General features: G+C 45.3%; 8 protein-coding genes and 3 pseudogenes. 3 read left to right on the top strand and 8 right to left on the bottom strand.

Annotated features, from left to right (window positions below; translation table 11 throughout):
* Positions 1 to 77: 77 nt before the first annotated feature.
* The 3 genes and pseudogenes from NXX38_RS05060 (at position 78) to NXX38_RS05050 (ending at position 7,733) form a co-directional block, all read left to right on the top strand.
* On the top strand, positions 78 to 2,942 hold the full coding sequence (locus NXX38_RS05060) for an alpha-xylosidase BoGH31A (protein ID WP_258978736.1): 2,865 nt from the start codon (positions 78 to 80) through the stop codon (positions 2,940 to 2,942).
* 21 nt (positions 2,943 to 2,963) lie between these two features.
* A pseudogene (locus NXX38_RS05055) lies at positions 2,964 to 5,488 on the top strand (glycoside hydrolase family 2 TIM barrel-domain containing protein).
* Positions 5,489 to 5,503: 15 nt separating this feature from the next.
* A pseudogene (locus NXX38_RS05050) lies at positions 5,504 to 7,733 on the top strand (glycoside hydrolase family 3 C-terminal domain-containing protein).
* 299 nt (positions 7,734 to 8,032) lie between these two features.
* Here the strand turns inward: NXX38_RS05050 and NXX38_RS05045 are convergent.
* The 8 genes and pseudogenes from NXX38_RS05045 to NXX38_RS05010 form a co-directional block, all read right to left on the bottom strand.
* Entirely contained in the window at positions 8,033 to 9,037 is a 1,005-nt protein-coding gene (locus tag NXX38_RS05045) for a FecR family protein (protein WP_258978735.1), read from the bottom strand.
* Complete coding sequence (locus tag NXX38_RS05040) at positions 9,037 to 9,579, bottom strand: RNA polymerase sigma-70 factor (RefSeq protein WP_258978734.1); 543 nt, start codon at positions 9,577 to 9,579, stop codon at positions 9,037 to 9,039. Before NXX38_RS05040 ends, NXX38_RS05045 begins: the two co-directional genes overlap by 1 nt.
* 55 nt (positions 9,580 to 9,634) lie before the next feature.
* Positions 9,635 to 12,215, bottom strand: a pseudogene (locus tag NXX38_RS05035) (outer membrane beta-barrel family protein).
* An 82-nt stretch (positions 12,216 to 12,297) separates the two neighbouring features.
* Positions 12,298 to 13,875, bottom strand: coding sequence for a S41 family peptidase (locus NXX38_RS05030; protein ID WP_217721025.1), 1,578 nt, complete (start codon positions 13,873 to 13,875; stop codon positions 12,298 to 12,300).
* A 37-nt stretch (positions 13,876 to 13,912) separates the two neighbouring features.
* Complete coding sequence (gene coaD / locus NXX38_RS05025; protein ID WP_148366827.1) at positions 13,913 to 14,371, bottom strand: pantetheine-phosphate adenylyltransferase; 459 nt, start codon at positions 14,369 to 14,371, stop codon at positions 13,913 to 13,915.
* Positions 14,368 to 16,245, bottom strand: a complete 1,878-nt coding sequence (locus tag NXX38_RS05020; protein ID WP_148366826.1) for a DNA topoisomerase IV subunit B — start codon at positions 16,243 to 16,245, stop codon at positions 14,368 to 14,370. The genes coaD and NXX38_RS05020 overlap by 4 nt, the downstream gene beginning before the upstream one ends.
* Before the next feature lie 8 nt (positions 16,246 to 16,253).
* Positions 16,254 to 17,390, bottom strand: a complete 1,137-nt coding sequence (locus NXX38_RS05015) for a GNAT family N-acetyltransferase (RefSeq protein ID WP_148366825.1) — start codon at positions 17,388 to 17,390, stop codon at positions 16,254 to 16,256.
* A 49-nt stretch (positions 17,391 to 17,439) separates the two neighbouring features.
* A complete protein-coding gene (locus NXX38_RS05010) occupies positions 17,440 to 19,932 on the bottom strand; it encodes a PQQ-binding-like beta-propeller repeat protein (protein WP_258978730.1) in 2,493 nt (830 codons plus the stop codon).
* Between the last annotated feature and the right edge of the window lie 24 nt (positions 19,933 to 19,956).

The following is a 19,956-nucleotide window of genomic DNA, read 5'->3' as shown; positions in this document are numbered from 1 at the left end:
TTAGAAGGGGAGCTTTTCATTTATAGTACTTACTTTTGCGATATGAGAAAATATATTGTTGAACCCTAAAGGTAGGTATGATTATGAATATGAAAAACATTTTCTGTTGCCTGTTGCCGGGACTTCTTTTCGGAGCATGTGCCAATAAGGTCTATGAGGAGACAGGCGATAGCGTGATAGTTAAAGTACAACAGGAAGTAACAGGAGGTCCCCGACTGGTTCGTCTGCAAGTGATGGGAGATAAGTTAATCCGTGTTTCTGCTACTGCCGACAGCAAGTTTGCCGATCCGCAAAGTTTGATTGTTGTTTCGCAGGAGAAACAAATCCCATTTGCCGTCATGCAGAATGGCGATACGATTACAGTGTCTACAAAAGAAGTGAAAGCGTCCGTATTGGCCAGTACCGGAGAGGTGTGGTTTGCGGATAAAGACGGAAAGTTAATCCTGCAGGAAAACAAGGGAGGAGGAAAGAAGTTTACTCCAATCGAAGTAGAAGGAACAAAGGGATATACGATCTGCCAGGTTTTTGAATCTCCTGAAGATGAAGCGTTCTACGGATTGGGGCAGCATCAGGCGGATGAATTTAATTATAAGGGTAAGAACGAAGAACTGTTCCAATACAATACGAAAGTCTCTGTTCCATTCGTTGTTTCAAATAAGAATTATGGTGTACTGCTGGATAGCTATTCATTGTGCCGTTTCGGTAATCCGAATGACTACTCCCAATTGAACCGGGTCTTTAAGCTTTATGATAAGACAGGTCGGGAAGGTGCGCTTACCGGTACTTATGTGCCGAAAAAAGGAGAGACGTTGGTTCGCCGGGAAGACTCTATTTATTTTGAGAATCTGAAAACGATTCAGAATCTTCCGGAGAAATTGCCGTTGATGGGGGCTAAGGTCACTTATGAAGGCGAAATAGAACCTGCTCAAACAGGAGAATTTAAGTTTATTCTTTATTACGCCGGATATGTCAAGGTCTATTTGAATAATGAACCGGTGGTGCCGGAACGTTGGCGGACTGCATGGAATCCTAATAGCTATAAGTTTGCTGTTCATCTGGAAGCAGGTAAGCGTGTGCCGTTGAAAATTGAATGGCAGCCTGATGGCGGGCAGTCTTATTGCGGGCTGCGGGCATTGACTCCTGTAGATCCGGCAGAACAGGGAAAACAGTCATGGTGGAGTGAGATGGCAAAGCAGCTTGATTATTATTTTGTGGTTGGTGAGGATATGGATGAAGTAATCAGTGGCTATCGGACTCTGACCGGAAAGTCGCCTGTTATGCCGAAATGGGCAATGGGTTTCTGGCAAAGTCGGGAGAAGTATAATACACAAGATGAAATGTTAGGCGCACTGAAAGGTTTCCGTGATCGTAAAATCCCGGTAGATAATATCGTACTGGATTGGAATCACTGGCCGGAAAATGCCTGGGGAAGTCATGAGTTTGATAAGGTACGCTTTCCGGATCCCAAAGCAATGGTCGATTCCATTCATGCTATGCATGGGCGTATGATGATTTCGGTATGGCCTAAGTTCTATGTTACTACCGAACATTTCAAGGAGTTCGACAAGAATGGGTGGATGTATCAGCAGTCTGTCAGGGATAGCTTGAAAGATTGGGTAGGTCCCGGTTACCATTATGGTTTTTATGACGCTTATGATCCGGATGCACGTAAACTGTTTTGGAAGCAGATGTATGAGCACTATTATCCGTTGGGTATCGATGCCTGGTGGATGGATGCCAGCGAACCGAATGTACGTGACTGTACCGACTTGGAATATCGGAAGGCTTTGTGCGGACCTACGGCATTGGGCTCCTCTACGGAATTTTTCAATGCTTATGCACTGATGAATGCAGAAGCCATTTATGACGGTCAGCGCGGAGTGGATAATAATAAACGTGTGTTCTTATTGACCCGTTCGGGATTTGCCGGGTTACAGCGTTATTCTACAGCTACATGGAGCGGAGATATCGGTACACGTTGGGAGGATATGAAGGCACAGATTTCTGCCGGACTTAATTTCGCCATGAGTGGAATACCTTACTGGACAATGGATATTGGCGGCTTTTGTGTAGAGAACCGTTATGTGGCGGGACAGAAACAATGGAATGCGACAAAGACGGAAAATGCCGATTATAAAGAATGGCGTGAATTAAATGCCCGTTGGTATCAATTCGGTGCATTCGTTCCTCTGTATCGTGCACATGGACAATACCCGTTCCGTGAAATATGGGAGATTGCACCGGAAGGACATCCGGCCTACCAATCGGTTGTTTATTATACCAAACTGCGCTACAATATGATGCCGTATATTTATTCGTTGGCAGGCATGACCTGGTTTAATGATTATACAATCATGCGTCCATTAGTCATGGATTTTACAGCGGATACCCAAGTAAATGATATTGGTGACCAGTATATGTTCGGCCCTTCGTTTATGGTATCGCCGGTTTATCGCTATGGTGATCGGAGCCGTGAAATCTATTTCCCCCAAGCAGAAGGTTGGTATGATTTTTATTCCGGCAAGTTTCAGTCCGGTGGAGAAAAGAAAATGATAGATGCGCCTTATGAACGGATTCCGTTGTATGTGCGTGCGGGAGCTATCGTACCGTTAGGTGATGATATTCAGTATACGGATGAAAGACCGGCGGATCATATTCGTTTGTATATTTATCAGGGAGCGGATGGAGCATTTACTTTGTACGAAGATGAGGGCGTGAATTATAACTATGAACAAGGGATGTATGCCATGATACCGATGAAGTATGATGAGGCTACCAAGACCTTAGTGATTGGTGAACGTCAGGGAGAATTTCCGGGTATGCTGAAGGAACGCACCTTCACTGTGGTTACGGTCAATAAGGAGAAAGCCCAACCGTTTGATTTGAATGCGAAAGGGGTGACTGTGAAATATAATGGCAGCAAGCAGACATTGAAACTGTAGGCTGGATGATATAATCCGATGATGATGATTGGTAAATTGAAATATTTGATATTGGGGAGCTGTCTGATGCTGTTGGGAGCATGTAACAGTTCTTTCCCCATTTCTCCACGCGAGCGGTCTGACTTTAATGCGGATTGGCGTTTCCACTTGGGAGACGGATTACAAGCTGCACAACCCGGTTTTGCCGACAATGACTGGCGGGTATTGAATCTGCCTCATGATTGGGCGATTGAGGGAGACTTTAGCTGTGAAAATCCTTCCGGCACAGGGGGAGGGGCGCTTCCGGGTGGAGTTGGATGGTATCGCAAAACTTTTAGTGTAGACAAAGCAGATATAGGAAAGATCTTCCGCATTGAGTTTGACGGAATATATATGAATTCGGAAGTATTCATTAACGGTGTTTCGTTAGGAGTACGTCCTTATGGATATATCAGTTTCAGTTATGATCTGACCCCTTATCTGAAATGGGATGAACCCAATGTGCTGGCTGTTCGGGTGGACAATGCGGAGCAACCTAATTCACGCTGGTATTCAGGTTGTGGCATTTACCGGAATGTATGGCTAAGCAAGACTGGTCCGATACACGTAGCCGATTGGGGAACGTATGTCACGACATCATCGGTTGACAAGGGAGAGGCTGTACTGAATCTTGTTACTACTATTGTGAATGAAAGTGATACAAATGAAAATATCACGGTCTGTTCATCCTTGCAGGATGCTGAAGGCGGAGAAGTTGCTGGAACGCGGTCGGCCGGAAAAACGGAAACTGGCAGAGAAACTGTTTTCGCCCAGCAATTGACTGTAAAACAACCGGAGTTGTGGGATATTGATACTCCTTATTTGTATACATTGGTTACCAAAGTGATGCGAAACGAGGAATGTATGGATAGGTATACGACTCCTGTCGGTATCCGTACATTTAGTTTTGATGCCCGGAAAGGATTTACATTGAACGGTAGGCAAACCAAGATTAACGGGGTATGTATGCACCATGATCTGGGCTGTCTGGGGGCAGCTGTCAACACACGTGCCATTGAACGGCAATTGCAGATTCTGAAAGAAATGGGATGCAATGGCATACGTTGTTCCCATAATCCTCCCGCACCCGAACTGCTTGATCTCTGTGATCGTATGGGATTTATCGTGATGGATGAGGCTTTTGATATGTGGCGGAAGAAAAAAACAGCACATGATTATGCCCGTTACTTCAATGAATGGCACGAGCGCGATTTGAATGACTTTATTTTGCGTGACCGCAATCACCCTTCTGTCTTTATGTGGAGTATCGGTAATGAAGTCCTCGAACAATGGAGTGATGCTAAAGCGGATACATTGAGTCTGGAAGAGGCCAATTTGATCCTGAATTTCGGGCATTCTTCTGAAATGCTGGCAAAAGAAGGAGAGGAGAGTGTCAACTCTTTGCTGACGAAGAAGTTGGTAAGCTTTGTGAAAGGGCTTGATTCTACCCGTCCTGTCACTGCAGGATGCAATGAACCGAATTCCGGCAATCATTTATTCCGTTCCGGTGCACTGGATGTGATTGGCTATAATTATCATAATAAAGATATTCCTCATGTTCCGGCTAATTTTCCGGACAAGCCCTTTATCATTACTGAAAGTAATTCGGCATTAATGACACGTGGATACTACCGTATGCCCAGTGACCGGATGTTTATCTGGCCTGAGCGTTGGGATAAACCCTTTGCTGATTCTACTTTTGCCTGTTCATCTTATGAGAACTGTCATGTGCCTTGGGGAAACACTCATGAAGAAAGTCTGAAGTTAGTCAGAGACAACGACTTTATCAGCGGGCAATATGTATGGACAGGATTCGATTACATCGGAGAACCGACTCCTTACGGATGGCCTGCACGTAGTTCATTCTTTGGTATTGTCGATCTGGCAGGTTTCCCAAAAGATGTCTACTATCTATATCAGTCGGAATGGACAGATAAGCAAGTGTTGCATCTTTTCCCGCATTGGAACTGGACTCCGGGGCAGGAGATCGATATGTGGTGCTACTATAATCAGGCGGATGAAGTGGAATTGTTTATGAATGGAAAGTCGCAGGGAGTGAAATGTAAAGATGCTGATAACCTGCATGTTGTTTGGCGTGTAAAGTTTGAACCGGGAACGGTGAAGGTTGTTGCACGCAGAAAGGATGAAGTGGTAGCGGAAAAGGAAATTCGTACAGCCGGAAAGCCTGCAGAAATTCGCCTGACTCCTGATCGTTCAGTTCTGGCTGCTGATGGAAAAGATTTGTGTTTCGTCACTGTAGAGGTGCTGGATGAAGAAGGGAATCTTTGTCCGAATGCAGATAATTTGGTGAATTTCACTGTGAAAGGTAATGGTTTCATCGCAGGAGTGGATAATGGAAACCCGATATCGTTGGAACGCTTTAAGGATAAAAAGGGAAAGCATTTTATGGAAAATGCTTTGTTGTCATTCAGAATGACGGGAAACCGGGAAAAACGGAGTTGACAGCTACTTCGGAAGGGCTTCGGCAAGCCGTGGTGAAGATCTCGGCAAAAGATTGTAAACTGTAAATGATTATGGGAATAATGAAGATATTTTTATTGACTATATGTTTCCTGTCTGTTCAGACAGGTATGGTGGTGATTGCTCAAGACAAGAAACAAAAACCGGTGTATCTGGATGATACACAACCGATAGAGGTCAGGGTACAGGATGCGCTGAACCGTATGACTGTGGAGGAGAAAACTCGTCTTAGTTATGCACAAGGGAAGTTTAGCTCCCCTGGTTGTCCCCGTTTGGGTATTCCTGAACTCTGGATGAGTGACGGTCCTCATGGCGTGCGTGCCGAAATTAACTGGAATGATTGGGGATATGCCGGATGGACGAACGATAGTTGCACTGCTTTTCCTGCACTGACCTGTCTGGCAGCTAGCTGGAATCCGCTATTGGCAGAGAAATATGGACAGGCCATCGGTGAAGAAGCCCGTTATCGTGAAAAGGATGTTTTGTTGGGACCGGGGGTGAATATCTATCGTACCCCGCTCAACGGGCGTAACTTTGAATATATGGGGGAAGACCCTTATTTAGCCTCGGAGCTTTGCGTGCCTTATATTCAGGGAGTGCAGAAGAATGGAGTAGCCGCCTGCGTAAAACATTACGCACTGAACAATCAGGAATTATGGCGGGGACATATCGATGTGCAACTAAGCGACCGTGCATTGTATGAAATATATCTGCCTGCTTTCAAGGCTGCTGTAGAAAGAGGTAAAACGTGGTCTGTTATGGGAGCTTATAATAAAGTGCGTGGAACTCATGCTGCCCATCACAAATTGCTGAATAATGATATATTGAAGGGGGAATGGAATTTCGACGGATGCGTTATCACGGACTGGGGAGCTGCACATGATACTTATGAAGCTGCCATGTACGGATTGGACATTGAAATGGGATCTTATACCAATGGTTTGACTTCGGAATCGGAATTCGGTTTTGATGATTATTATTTGGGTAAGTCTTATCTGAAAATGGTTCGCGAAGGTAAGATTTCGATGGAGGTAGTGAACGATAAGGCCGCACGTGTGTTACGTCTGATTTTCCGTACAGCGATGAATCGTCGGAAACCGTTCGGTGCACTGACCAGCGAAGAGCACTATCGTACAGCTTATGAGGTTGCAACAGAGGGCATTGTCTTGTTGAAAAATGGGACAGGTAAGAAACAGCCTGCATTATTACCTATTCCCCAGGGAAAATATAAACGTATTTTGGTTGTGGGAGATAATGCTACCCGTAATTTGATGTTAGGCGGCGGCTCTTCGGAGTTGAAAGTTCAGAGGGTGGTTTCACCATTAGATGGTATAAAAGCGAAGTTTGGTGAGGATGTGGTTTATGCACAAGGCTATACAAGCGGTCGCCCGATGTATGGCCGGGCAGATGTTATTCCACAGACAACAGTAGATTCTTTACGTAATGACGCGGTAGAAAAAGCGATGAATGCGGACTTGGTGATCTTTGTCGGAGGACTGAATAAGAATCATTTTCAGGATTGTGAGGGTGGTGACCGTTTGTCGTATGGACTTCCTTTTGGACAGAATGATTTGATAGAAGCTCTGTTGAAAGTAAATAAGAATCTGGTAGCAGTAATTATTAGTGGAAATGCGGTGGAAATGCCTTGGGTGAAGGAGATACCCTCTATTATTCAGTCGTGGTATTTAGGCTCTGTCGGCGGAGAGGCACTGGCTGATGTGTTGAGCGGAGATGTGAATCCCAGCGGTAAGTTACCTTTTTCTTATCCGGTGAAACTGGAAGATTGTCCGGCACACTTCTTTGGTGAGATTAGTTACCCGGGTGATAGTATCCGTCAGGAATATAAAGAAGATATTTTGGTTGGTTATCGTTGGTATGATACGAAGAAGATCCGGCCGCTCTTTCCTTTTGGCTATGGCATGAGTTATACCACTTTCGAATATAGTAAGCCTGTGGTATCGGCTAAAACAATGAATGCTGATGGCAGTATTGATCTTACTGTAAGAATTAGGAATACAGGGAAAATAGCAGGGAAAGAGATCGTTCAGTTATATGTTGGCGACGAAGAGTGTGAGTGTTCTTCGCCCGGTGAAGGAGTTGAAAAACTTCCGGAAAGTACGGCTTCTTCCGAATGAAGAAAAAGAAGTGAAGTTTACGATCAAACCGGAAGCATTGCAATTCTTTGATGATAAACAGCATACTTGGGTGGCAGAGCCTGGTAAGTTTAAGGCATACATTGCCGCTTCTTCTTCTGATATTCGCGGTACGGTGACATTCGAGTATACCCAATGATAAAGTTAACAGGTTAATACACAGTGTTTAGTGGACATATAGAGACAGCGCGGTGGATATATATACTCACCATCGTGTATCTATATGTCCACTACGATAAGTATATATGTCCACCAAATTGAAAGATGATGTCTTGGTAAACTATAAAAGGTAGAAAGCAAAGTATTACTACTTGTTTAAATTGTTCGTGTGGTTTGTTCACATTGATATGTCGTACTACTTTTACTCCTTAGTAAAAGTGAGTGTACGTTTATAATGCTTTAAAGGCGTATTGCTTTTAAGGGAATTAAGTTAGGGTTTTAATAGACCATTATCTGCCCATTCTTGTACTGAAAATGTGCAATTCCTAAATCGTTCAGTGCGTCCAACAGACTTTCTACCGAAACATTCCGGCTAAAACGAAAATGAATCCGTTTCTGTAAGAGGTTGGGTGAGTGGCAGATGACGCTGATATTATACCAAGTCCCTAAACTCTGTAATACTTGCATCATCTTCGTGTTGTCGAAATAAAACTCATTATCCGTCCATCCTTCTTTTTCGGTCTGCGTAGCCTTTGATACAACGATATCACCATTTGTTTCTAATGTGGCGGATTGACCGGGTGATATTTCCTTCCGGTGCGAAGAGTCGGTTTTTGCTACTTGCACCCGTCCTCTATATAATGTGACAGTGGGCGTATTACAAGGATAGGCATTTACATCAAATACTGTCCCCAATACCTGTGTCTGTATATCTCCGGTGGAAACGATGAAAGGACGAAGACTGTCTTTTGCCACTTCAAAGCGTGCTTCTCCGGTGAGGTTTACTATCCGCTTGTTTTGCGGAGTAAACTCTTTGGGGTATTCCAAACGACTGTTTGCACTTAACAGCACGTGGGTTCCGTCTTCTAATGTCAGATTAATGATAGTCGTTGGCGGGGTGGAAACGATTATTCTGCCATTTTTTTCTTGTGTTGTGACCTGCTCGGGAACATTGAGGGCGGCAAATATTTTGATATCCGATGCTGTACTGTCTGATTTATTCCAGGGTGACCACAGTATTAAGAGCAGGGCAATAGCTGCTGCCATGCCACCGGAAAGCCATATGCGGCGATATGCTTGTCGTTTCTTCTGCTCCTGTCGTTGCAAGAAAGCTGTCCATGCTTCCCGTGTCTCTTCCGGCAGGGGCAAATCGCCTAACGCTTCGCCAAAGGCATTTTGTAAACGACGTATCCCGGCATCCTCTGAAAAAGGGCGGCAGTCATCTCCCGTTAGTCCGTAATCGGGGGATTCCTCTTTGGGAGTATACTTTTTCTTTTCTTCCATTATCTGTTCTCCTTCCTTGATCGTTCATGATTTTCATCGTTCATGACTTTGCGTAATGTACGCAGTGCTTTGGATATATGCTTTTTCACTGTATCGGGGCTGATGCCAAGTTGTTCGGCAACTTCCCGATAGGTGAGATGCTCGTAGTAACACAGCCGTAAGATAGTGCAGGTAGGCTCAGGCAGACTTCGGGCTATCATTTCCGCCTTTTGCAATAACGCTTCGTGCTCCTGATAGTTGCTCTCCACATCAGCTAGTGTCGCTTCGTAGATCGCTCTCGCATTATCATGCTCCACTTGAAGGTGTTTCAGGCGGTTGAGGCAGGCGTTGCGGACTGCGGTATAAATCCATCCGCCCCGGTCGTTCTTATCCAACTGCTCAAAATGTGTCCAGGCCTGTTCCATCACTTCGCTCACTATATCCCGTGCTTCTTCTTTATCTCCCGTCAATTGTGAGGCATAACGTACCATTCGCGGATACATTTCCACAAACATCTGCTCGAAAACTTCTTTCTTGGTATGGTCTTTATGAAACAGGAACATGCTCTCTTAGGGGGTTGATACTGCAAAAGTACACACTTCTCTTTAAAAAGAGAGTCTACAGACGCGATTTTTCACTCTCTCCGGCTCCGGTTCCTTTATATTTGCTTTTCGCCGCGTTGAACTGATAACTCAGCCGGATGCCGAAACGCTGCTGGTCTGAATAATCGCGGTTGGAACTGAATGTCCGGTCGCCATAGATGGTGAAGTATCTGTAGCCGGTGTGAAAGATGTCTTTGGCGGTTACCGATATTTTTAGCGACTGGTCTTTCAGGAACGATTTGGTCAGTTGGGCATCTACTCTTCCTTCGGTTTTCCAAATGGCGTAACTTTGTTTGGCTCCGGGCGACAGTACTCCTTTGATATTGAAGAACCAGCCTTTAGGGAAGTTGAAACTGTTGTCGAGACTGAAATAGAACCGTGGCTCATTCCAGTGCTGGGTGATGCCTATGGAAGTACCGTGGGAGTCAAACCAATTGATGCCGGTGGTCAGTTGAGGTTGCCAGATGCCGAATTTTGGTGAAAGGACGATGCTGCTTCCATAGCGGTTGGAATGCGGAATGCTTGCCATGCCGAACAGCAATACACCGGGATGATTGATGTCGTCATACGGGCGGGTGTAGCTGGTGTACATATTCCAGGAATGGTCGTAGTAAATACTGAAATTGATCCATTTCCATCCGGCGTCGAAGAAAGTTGCACGATGTATCTGGGGGACGAGAAACGGGTCTCCGCTCCGGTAAGAGTACTTGTTTTGATACGTGACGGCACTGGTGAGCATATCGTAGCTGGGACTGTATTTCAGAGTGCGGTGGGAAAGGGCGAAAAACCAGTTGCCGGAAGTGTATCTGATGCTGACTACCGGTATCCAGTCGCGATAGGTGGGGCTTTGGCCGTCTTGGTGAATCCCTTTCTCGTAGTAATCTGTTTGTTGAAATTCATAGCGCAGTCCGGCTAAGATATTGAACTTTCCCAATGGCAGGTTGTAGTCGATGAAGCCGGAAAACATAGTTTGTTTGATGCGGTCGTCGGCATCGGCGGAGAAGCCGCTTTGGAGAAATATGTCGTGGCGGTTGGTGAATGTTTCTTCTGTGCCGAAACTGAGTTTGCCTTTCCAGAGTGGGGTGGTGATCAGGAGTTTGGCGGCATAGAGGTGGTTGCGTACGCGGTTGCTCGAAGTGGCGTCTTCGGTTCCGTTGTTCTCGGCGTATTGACGGATGCGGTCCCGGCCATACAGATAGTCGGCGTTGAAGTCGATGTTGCATTTGCCGAACGTAGCGTTGTAGTATCCGTTGGCTGCCTGCCACCAGCCGGTATGCGCATCTGTCTGCTGGCGAGCATACAGGTGGTCTACTTCTTTGCCGTCTTGCAGAATGAGGGTTGTCCCTTCATTGGTAGTATGCGCATTACCTATGTTCGTACCGGGCATATAGCGCATACCGAATGACTGATCCTCGTCGATTTCGTAGTTGAATCCCAGTTCGCCGTTGAAGGTGCGATAGGTTTGTTTGCTTTTGTTCTCCGTTGATTGGTTCCAGTCGGACGAAGCGTAAATGTCCTGACTGTGGATGCTTGTTAGGTGATTGTTGATTTCGGCAAAGTCCCCTTTTACGAAAATATCCAGTCCGCCGGTACGGTAGTTCAAGGATATGCCTTCGTTGCCGATCGGTACATGTCCTTGCGAGTAATCGGTATAGAAACTGCCGCTCATGCCTTGTCCCCGTTTGCGAATGGTGTGGAGACGGATAACGGCACCTACGGAAGAGCCATATTGCACCCCCGGAGTGGTGATGATTTCTGCAGAAAGTATTTCGTTGGCTTGCAGGCGGTTCAGTTCTGTGTTATCCCTGACTTTGCGTCCGTTGATATAGATTTCGGGAGTGCCCCTACCCAATACGGTGTATTCTCCGTCCGTACCTGTGACAAAAGGGAGATGTGAAATCATTTCGCTTGCCGATCCCATGAGTGAAAGGGGAGTTCCGGCTATATTGGCGGTTAATGTTCCGTCTTTCCTTTCTATCAATGGGCGTCCGGCGGTTACCACTATCTCTTTCAGCAGTTTCGTATCGGGTTGTAACCGGAGGATGTTTTGTTGCCGGCAGGGAATAATTTGCGGACAGTAACCTATATAGGTTGCTTTCAACAGGCAATCTTCCCCGGCTATGGCAGGCAGACGGAAAGAACCGTCCTCTTCTGTCACGCTCCCGGCCAGGAAACTGGAATCGGCAGCAAGCGCAAGTATATTGACGAATGCTAGGGGAGTTCCTTTCTCGTCATAGACTTTGCCTTGTACGGTTATAGCTTTGTTTGATTTCTTTCGTTGTACGACGAAATACTCTTCCCGTTCGACGGAAACGAAAGGTTTGCCTTTCAACACGATGTCTATGGCTTCGCATTCTGTCTTTTCGTGAATACTGGCTGTCACGCGATAACTTTCGGTGCCGTTGTAAGTGAAGAGAATACTTTTTCCCCCTTTCTTTTCCTATCTGTTTCAGTGCTTCGGGCAAGCTTTCATTCTTCAGTTCCAATGAGAACTTCTTGATGACTGCCTGTGCTTGTGCGTGGGAGGGAATAAAAGATAAACCGTATCCAATCAGTAACCAGCCGATTGTTGTCCAAGTAAAATTAAACTGTCGCATACTACTTCTGTTTTTGTAATTTTACTTATACTACAACAAAGGGGAGTGATCAGGTACGGTTTATCCGAATTATTTTTGCAGTTTATTTCAGTTTCTTCTGATACTCGTCCGAATTCAGTATTTCCAAAGCCTTTTGTATACTTTCATTCGTTGTATTCATTACCCGGAAATATTCGTTCATATCCCAAAGGTCGCGGGCGATCAGTGCTTTGAGTTGCGTTTTGATAAGTGGGAGCGATTTCTGATATTGTTCTTCATTGAACTTCACACCCTCTTTCTCACCCATTTCCCGTAAAGTAGCCAGCATATCGTCATCAATGACAAACTTCTCGTTGAATGATTCGAACTTCTTATACTTGTTAGCTAATTCTTTCCGGTGTCCCTCGATAAATTTCATGGTAAATTTGATAACCACTCCTTTAGCTACCAGGTTCCGGTGATAATCCGTATACAATGTAGTGTCGATGGGCACGAAATAATCAGGCATAATGCCACCTCCGCCATACACAGTACGTCCTAGTTTCTTTGTCTGCGCTTTCAATGAATCTGGGAAATGGATGCTGTCGGCATTCATAAGCTCACCGTGGTTGAAGCGCTCTATCAGGTCTTTATTGTAATCGACAGTGCTGTCGTATGGTTTTTGGATCGAGCGTCCGGATGGAGTATAGTAACGGGCGATGGTTAAACGAATCATGGAACCGTCTGGTAAGTCGATAGGACGTTGCACCAAGCCTTTACCGAAAGAACGGCGGCCTACAATAATTCCTCTGTCCCAATCCTGTACCGCACCGCTGACAATTTCGCTGGCGGAAGCTGTATACTCGTCTACCAATATGATGAGACGACCATTACGGAAGTCCCCGTTACCTTTTGCATAGAAATCACTACGCTTGGCAGTCCGGCCTTCGGTATATACAATCAGTTCCTTTTGTCCCAGGAATTCGTTAGCAAGGTCAATGGCTGCATTGAGATAACCGCCTCCGTTTCCTTGCAGGTCAAGAATCATATCCTTCATACCTTGCTTCTGGAGGTCCTTCATTGCTTTCTTGAACTCTTCAGCAGTTGTCGCTCCGAAGCGGTTGATGCGGATATAACCCGTGTTAGGTTGAATCATATAAGAGGCGTCGAGGCTAAGGATAGGTATCTTATCTCTTTTCACTGTAAACAATAAAGGGTCTTGCACGCCACGACGAACGATTGTCAGATTGACTTTCGAACCTTTCGGACCACGAAGACGCTTCATTATATCTTCCGTACTCATTTTCACTCCGGCAATAGCGCTGTCATTCACGGCAATGATACGGTCACCGGCAAGGATACCGACTTTCTCGGAAGGGCCGTTGCTGACAGGCTGCACCACCAACAGGGTGTCTTCTATCATCTGGAATTGCACTCCGATACCCTCGAAGTTACCTTGAAGTGGTTCGTTCATCTTCTTCACTTCCTCTGCATCCGAATAAGTAGAGTGCGGATCAAGTTGTGCCAGCATCTTGATGATGGCTTCTTCTACCAACTTGTCTTCATCTACTTTGTCCACATAGAAATTGGAGATTGCAAACTCTGCCATTTGTAGCTTTCGCATGGCTTCGGAACCGAAGTTCTGGGCTTGTGCGGCAACTGCCCACAAGCAAACGGATAGTATAATCGTTAGTTTCTTCATCATCTTTTCTGACTCACCTCCTATTCCCTAACGAGTGTCATTCACTCATTTTCATTCCTTTGGGAATAAACTGGCTGATATCTTTATTATAGGTTAATAACTCGCGTACAATCGTAGAGCTGACGCAAGTCAGTTCCGGTTCTGTGAAGAGCAGGATGGTTTCAATCCCCGCCAGTTTACGGTTAATGTCCGCAATGGTCTCTTCATATTCGAAATCCTTTACCGTACGGATACCGCGGACAATAAACCTGGCCCCTACTTCCTGCGCAAAATCAATTGTCAGACAGTCGTAGGACATCACTGTGATGCGAGGTTCGTCTTTATAAAGTTCCCGAATCATTTCCTCCCTTTTCTCAATGGGGAAGTAGGTATTCTTGTTCTCATTGATACCGATTCCTATCACGATTTCGTCCATAAAGGTAAGTGCACGCTCCACTACCGAATAATGTCCGATGGTGAAAGGGTCGAAAGTACCCGGGAATATTGCTTTTCTCATGATGCCAAGTCTTCTTCTATAACCAGGTTATCTATAATAAAGTTCTGCCGTTCCATAGTATTTTTACCCATGTAGAATTCGAGTAGTTCTTTTACTGCATCCGTTTTGCGCAGTGTCACCTGTTCCAGACGCATATCCTTGCCGATGAAATGTTTGAACTCGTCCGGTGAGATTTCTCCCAAACCTTTAAATCGGGTGATCTCCGGATTCGGTCCTAATTCGTTGATGGCATTGATACGTTCTTCTTCGCTATAGCAGTAACTTGTCTTTTTCTTGTTACGTACACGGAATAAAGGGGTTTGCAGGATATATACATGTCCTTTCTTGATGAGGTCGGGGAAGAATTGCAGGAAGAACGTAATCAGCAGCAAGCGGATGTGCATACCGTCCACATCGGCATCGGTTGCTACGATCACTTTGTTGTAGCGTAGTCCTTCAATACCATCTTCTATATTCAGGGCTGCTTGAAGCAGGTTGAATTCCTCGTTCTCGTAAACCACCTTTTTCGTCAGTCCGAAAGAATTCAACGGTTTACCACGGAGGCTGAATACTGCTTGAGTATTTACGTCACGACTCTTGGTGATGGAACCGCTTGCAGAGTCTCCCTCGGTGATAAAGATGCAGGAGTCTTCTTCCAGTCCTTTTCCTTTCGGGTCGTTGAGGTGGATGCGGCAGTCGCGTAATTTACGGTTATGCAGGTTCGCCTTTTTTGCGCGCTCACGAGCAAGTTTCGTTACACCTGCAATGGCTTTACGTTCTTTTTCGGATTCCTGTATCTTCTGTTGGATGGCTTCCGCTATATCCGCATTCTTGTGCAGGAAATTATCTACTTCAAGTTTGATAAAGTCGCCTACATATTTGTTGACCGTCACGCCACCGGGAACCATATTGGTAGACCCTAGTTTAGTCTTGGTCTGGCTTTCAAAAATCGGTTCTTCCACATTGACGGCAATGGCGGCAACCAGTCCGTTACGGATATCGGTATAATCCATGTTCTTGTTAAAGAACTCTTTGATGGTGCGGGCAATGTGTTCTTTGAAGGCACTTTGATGCGTACCACCCTGGGTAGTATGCTGACCGTTGACAAAAGAATAATATTCTTCTCCGTACTGCCCTGTATGTGTGAAAGCGATTTCGATGTCTTCCCCTTTCAGATGGATGATCGGGTAAAGTCCGGTTGCCGTCATGTTGTCGTTCAAAAGGTCTACCAGACCATTGCGTGACAAGATGCGGTGTCCGTTATAAATAATGGCAAGCCCTGTATTAAGGTACGTGTAATTACGTAGCATTGTTTCAATAAATTCGGGCTTGAAGCTGTAATTCAGGAATAGTGTATTATCCGGTTCGAAGAAGATGTAAGTTCCGTTTTCTTCTTCGGTGTTCTGCGTCTCATCGGTCAGCAGGTTACCTTTTGAGAAAGTGGCGATACGTACTTTGCCATCGCGGTAACTGCGTACCTCGAAATGGGAGCTTAGAGCATTGACGGCTTTCACACCGACACCATTCAGTCCGACACTTTTCTTAAATGCTTTACTGTCGTATTTACCACCGGTATTCAGCATGCTGACTGCTTCGATGAGTTTTCCTTGCGGGATGCCCCGTCCGTAGTCGCGTACGCTGACACGAAGGTTTTCTTCAACGGTAATCTCGATTTTCTTACCGGCTTGCATTTTGAACTCGTCAATACTGTTGTCAATTACTTCTTTCAGGAGGACATAGATTCCGTCTTCGGCATGTGCACCGTCGCCCAGCCTTCCGATATACATACCGGGGCGTGTGCGCACATGTTCCATGTCGCTCAGGTGGCGGATGTTGTCGTCAGTGTACTCTACTGCATTGTTGTTGTCTACAGGTATCAATTCGTTCTCTTCCATAGCTGTTTTTATTTTATCTCTTTGATGAACGCACGGCGGCGCTTATGTTGTTGAGTCTCAAAGTAATCCCATTGTGCCTGAACTTTTCCGTTCAGCTCCAGTTCGGGGTTGCTTTCCGCAAAGATAAAACCTAATTTTTGATAAACTGGAATTAAATCGGAAAATAACAAAGCATTAACACCTTTATTTTGGTATTCCGGTTTCACTGCAACAAGTAGCAGATCAAGCATTTTGGCACGGCGTTTCATAAATAGTGCTTTTAGCAGATAGAACCATCCGAGCGGTAACAGACGCCCGTGTGATTTTTGTAGTGCCTCGGCAAGGGATGGCATGGAGATACCTACACAAACCAGCTCGTCATTGGCATCGGTGATCAGGGTAACCATCCGTAAATCAAGGATTGGGAGGTACATTTTTACGTACTGGTCGATTTGTCGCTGTGTCAATGGAGAATAGCCGTAAAGTGGGCTGTATGCTTCGTTCATCAGTTCGAAAATCTTCTGTCCGTAGTCTTTGGCTATTTTTCTTCCGGAGGTGTATTTCTTTATTTTGAGGTTATATTTTCGTTGGATCAGTTCGGAGATACGTTTGTGCTTGTCGGGAATGGCATCCGGTATGTAGATTTTGTATTCCACCCAGTCAGCGTCTTTCTCGAAACCTAGCTTTTCCATGTGTACAGGATAGTAGGGGTAGTTGTAGATAGTGGCCATGGTGCTAAGCTGGTCGAATCCTTCAATCAGCATTCCTTCAGCATCGAAATCGGTAAATCCGAGAGGACCGGCAATGTGAGTCATGCCTCGTTCTTTTCCCCAGTCTTCTACTGCTTTGATAAGTGCGGATGACACTTCGGGGTCGTCGATAAAGTCTATCCATCCGAAACGAACGTTCTTACATTCCCACTTTGCGTTCGCCTGATTGTTGATGATTGCAGCTACACGTCCTACTATTTTATCGTCCCGATATGCGAGGAAATAATCTGCTTCACAGAATTCGAATGCTGCGTTCTTCTTCTTGTTGAAGGTGTTGAGCATATCGTCATAAAGATCAGGCACAGAGTAAGGATTATCCTTGTACATTCTGTAATTGAAACGGATAAATTTCTTAAGCTCTCTCTTTGTGGAGACTTTCTTGATTGTAATAGCCATATCTCGTATTTATGATTTGAGGAGGCAAAGATACGTGATAATCTTTAAATTACAACGCGTAGGGTGGCAAAAACTGCGCGAGGGTAAAACAATGCACATTGCCGGAATAATCGCAAACAATCATACAATTTCCGGATACGGCAACTGTTGAGAATATGGGTGCTCCAAGATTTAGTTTTTCTTTTATGATACCGGTTGACTGGTCGATGGCGTAAAGGTAGCCATCGGAAGCTCCGATAAACACGGTTCCTTGCGAAGCGACGGGACTGGTTTCTACTCCGGCTTGCGGTGTGGTGGAGTAAGGTGCAGTGTAGACCAGAGACGGTAATGTTTCAGCTTTCCATTTGTTGAAAAGGGTCGATTTGTCCAGTGCCATCACTCCGCGTTCTACGGTTCCGAAAATGATCTCATTTTCAGTGACCAGAGGGGTAGAGGTGGCATCCAGATTGATTGATAAATCTTTTTGTTGAAGTACTGTTCCGGTTTTAGGATCGATGGTAAACAGGCTTTTGGAAGAGATAATCCATAATTTGCCATCTTTGTAAACCGGAGACGCACCACGATTGCCAAGTCCGTTGTCCGAGAGTTTCCAAAGTTGTTTTCCCGTGTGGATGTCATTGCCGTATAATCCTCCCCATTGAGTTCCGCTGATAAGTACACCATCGGCAATGGTTAATGTGGTGGTGGAGCCTTCACGTTGCCGCCAGTCTTTGTTGGTCCATAGAATGCGTCCGGTTTTCAGGTCATAGGCAGATAGACCTACACCGATTCCGGCATAGACTACTCCGTTATCTGTTGTCAGTCCCTCGGTGAGATATGGATAGCTGTCCAAGTTGATTCGTTGTTTCCATAGCAGCTGACCTGTTTTTGCATCAATGGCATATAGATGGCAGGCGGCATCCTGTGCTACAATAATTCCATCTTCGTAAGCAATGGTATTCTTTATTGAGTTTTCTGTCCGGTATTTCCATACGGGATTCCCGGAGTTGAGGTCGAATGCGCATATATAGGTGTTTAGTGAAACATTATCATCTGTGGTAGCTGTAAATACTTGGCCGTCCGCAATGAGGGGGGAAGTCATAAAAATGTTGCTTCCGGCATTGGCGGTCCAAGCCAGTTGCAGAGGGAGATGGAGGTTGGAATGATTGATTCCTCCGGTATGGGCGGCATTTTGGAGTAAGGTATTCCAGTTCTCACCGGGAATGATGGACGGTTTGAAACCATTCTCATAAATGAAAGAACAGGAGTCTGTCGCTTTCTTTCCGTCATTGAAAGAGGAGGTGACTGTCAGTTTCAGTTCTTTCCCGTTTTTATCGGAGGGGATTGAAATATTAGCAGTCCAATTCCAGTCGGTGAGTGGTGTGAGAGTGCCTCGTACTACTTCTTCGTTACTTTCCGGAGTGGTCAATATATATGAGATTTGTTGGGTCTTTGCTTGCGAATTGTATGCATTTACAGAAATGGAAAGTTGTCCGTCAGTGTTGGTTCCCACTTTTTGTTGTTTCATTGGAAAAACAATGGTGGTTTGCGGGGCGACGAAAGCATATCGTAGCTGTGTGGTGATGTTGTCGTTTGCGTCTACTTTAATGTCGCGGAAAGAGGAGGGGGAGTGGTCAATACCACCTTTGTCCAGTGTGCCGGTACAAATGGTATAGATTCCGTTTTGATTGCGCACATAGTTGTAGTGCATGTGCCCGTATATTTGGGCTTTGGCATTGAATGGGCAGAAGTCGAGCACGTGCTGATTGTCCGCTTTGAATACGAGAGTATCATTGGGAGTAAATAGGTCGTGATTGAAAATAATCAGGGCTTGGCCTTTCTTCATGGAGGAGAGGTCATTTTTCAGCCAGTTATATACATCTTTCAGAGTGTAATCGGTCGGGTTGTCGCCGTGGTCGATGGGGGTGACCACGTAATGGATATTGCCGATATCAAATGAATACCAGGTCGGGCCGTAGATTGATTCATAAAGTTCTTCGCCGTAGTTGCCTTTTACAAGGTCATGATTCCCTATGCAGTAGTAAACAGGGCAGTTCATGGTTTGTGAATTTACTATCCGGTTGTGCATTTGCAAGCCCGGTTCGTAACAAATATCTCCGGTGTGAATCAGAAAGGCGGGCTTTTCGCTGTTGATGTAATTTTTCAAATCTGTCACCCATCTTCCCAGTCCTCCGGTAGCTTCAGTATCAGTGATTTGGATGAAAGAGTGCTCTTTGGATTGAGTCCGTTCACTTTCTGTCAGCAGGAAGTCATAGGTTTTTCTGTTTTCCTGGGTAGGCAAATAGAATTGTTGCGTTTCGAATCCGGCAGGGGTGGTAATAGTGATAAATCTTGTTTTTGCGAATCCGGGTAAAGAGAACCGACCTTTTTTATCTGTTTTTACCACATTCAATCCATCTGTTACCATGACTCCCATCAGCGGCTTATCGCTTTTATCCAATATGCCCGATTGGTTGCTGTCGATATAGACTGTCCCTTTAAATTGAGCGCATAGTGGGAGGCATAGTATCAATGACAATAGTATGACGGATAGTTTTTTCATGATCGGTTCTCTGTCTTTTAGTGT

The organism is Bacteroides sp. BFG-637 (assembly GCF_024793605.1).
Taxonomy (GTDB): Bacteria; Bacteroidota; Bacteroidia; order Bacteroidales; family Bacteroidaceae; genus Bacteroides; species Bacteroides vicugnae.
This window is presented reverse-complemented; position numbering and strand designations above follow the sequence as displayed.

Bases quoted from the DNA above. Each gene is read 5' to 3' on its own strand.
- NXX38_RS05015 (WP_148366825.1), bottom strand. From the start codon at position 17,390: ATGGCTATTACAATCAAGAAAGTCTCCACAAAGAGAGAGCTTAAGAAA.
- NXX38_RS05010 (WP_258978730.1), bottom strand. From the start codon at position 19,932: ATGAAAAAACTATCCGTCATACTATTGTCATTGATACTATGCCTCCCA.
- NXX38_RS05040 (WP_258978734.1), bottom strand. From the start codon at position 9,579: ATGTTCCTGTTTCATAAAGACCATACCAAGAAAGAAGTTTTCGAGCAG.
- NXX38_RS05030 (WP_217721025.1), bottom strand. From the start codon at position 13,875: ATGAAGAAACTAACGATTATACTATCCGTTTGCTTGTGGGCAGTTGCC.
- NXX38_RS05045 (WP_258978735.1), bottom strand. From the start codon at position 9,037: ATGGAAGAAAAGAAAAAGTATACTCCCAAAGAGGAATCCCCCGATTAC.
- NXX38_RS05060 (WP_258978736.1), top strand. From the start codon at position 78: ATGATTATGAATATGAAAAACATTTTCTGTTGCCTGTTGCCGGGACTT.
- NXX38_RS05020 (WP_148366826.1), bottom strand. From the start codon at position 16,245: ATGGAAGAGAACGAATTGATACCTGTAGACAACAACAATGCAGTAGAG.
- coaD (WP_148366827.1), bottom strand. From the start codon at position 14,371: ATGAGAAAAGCAATATTCCCGGGTACTTTCGACCCTTTCACCATCGGA.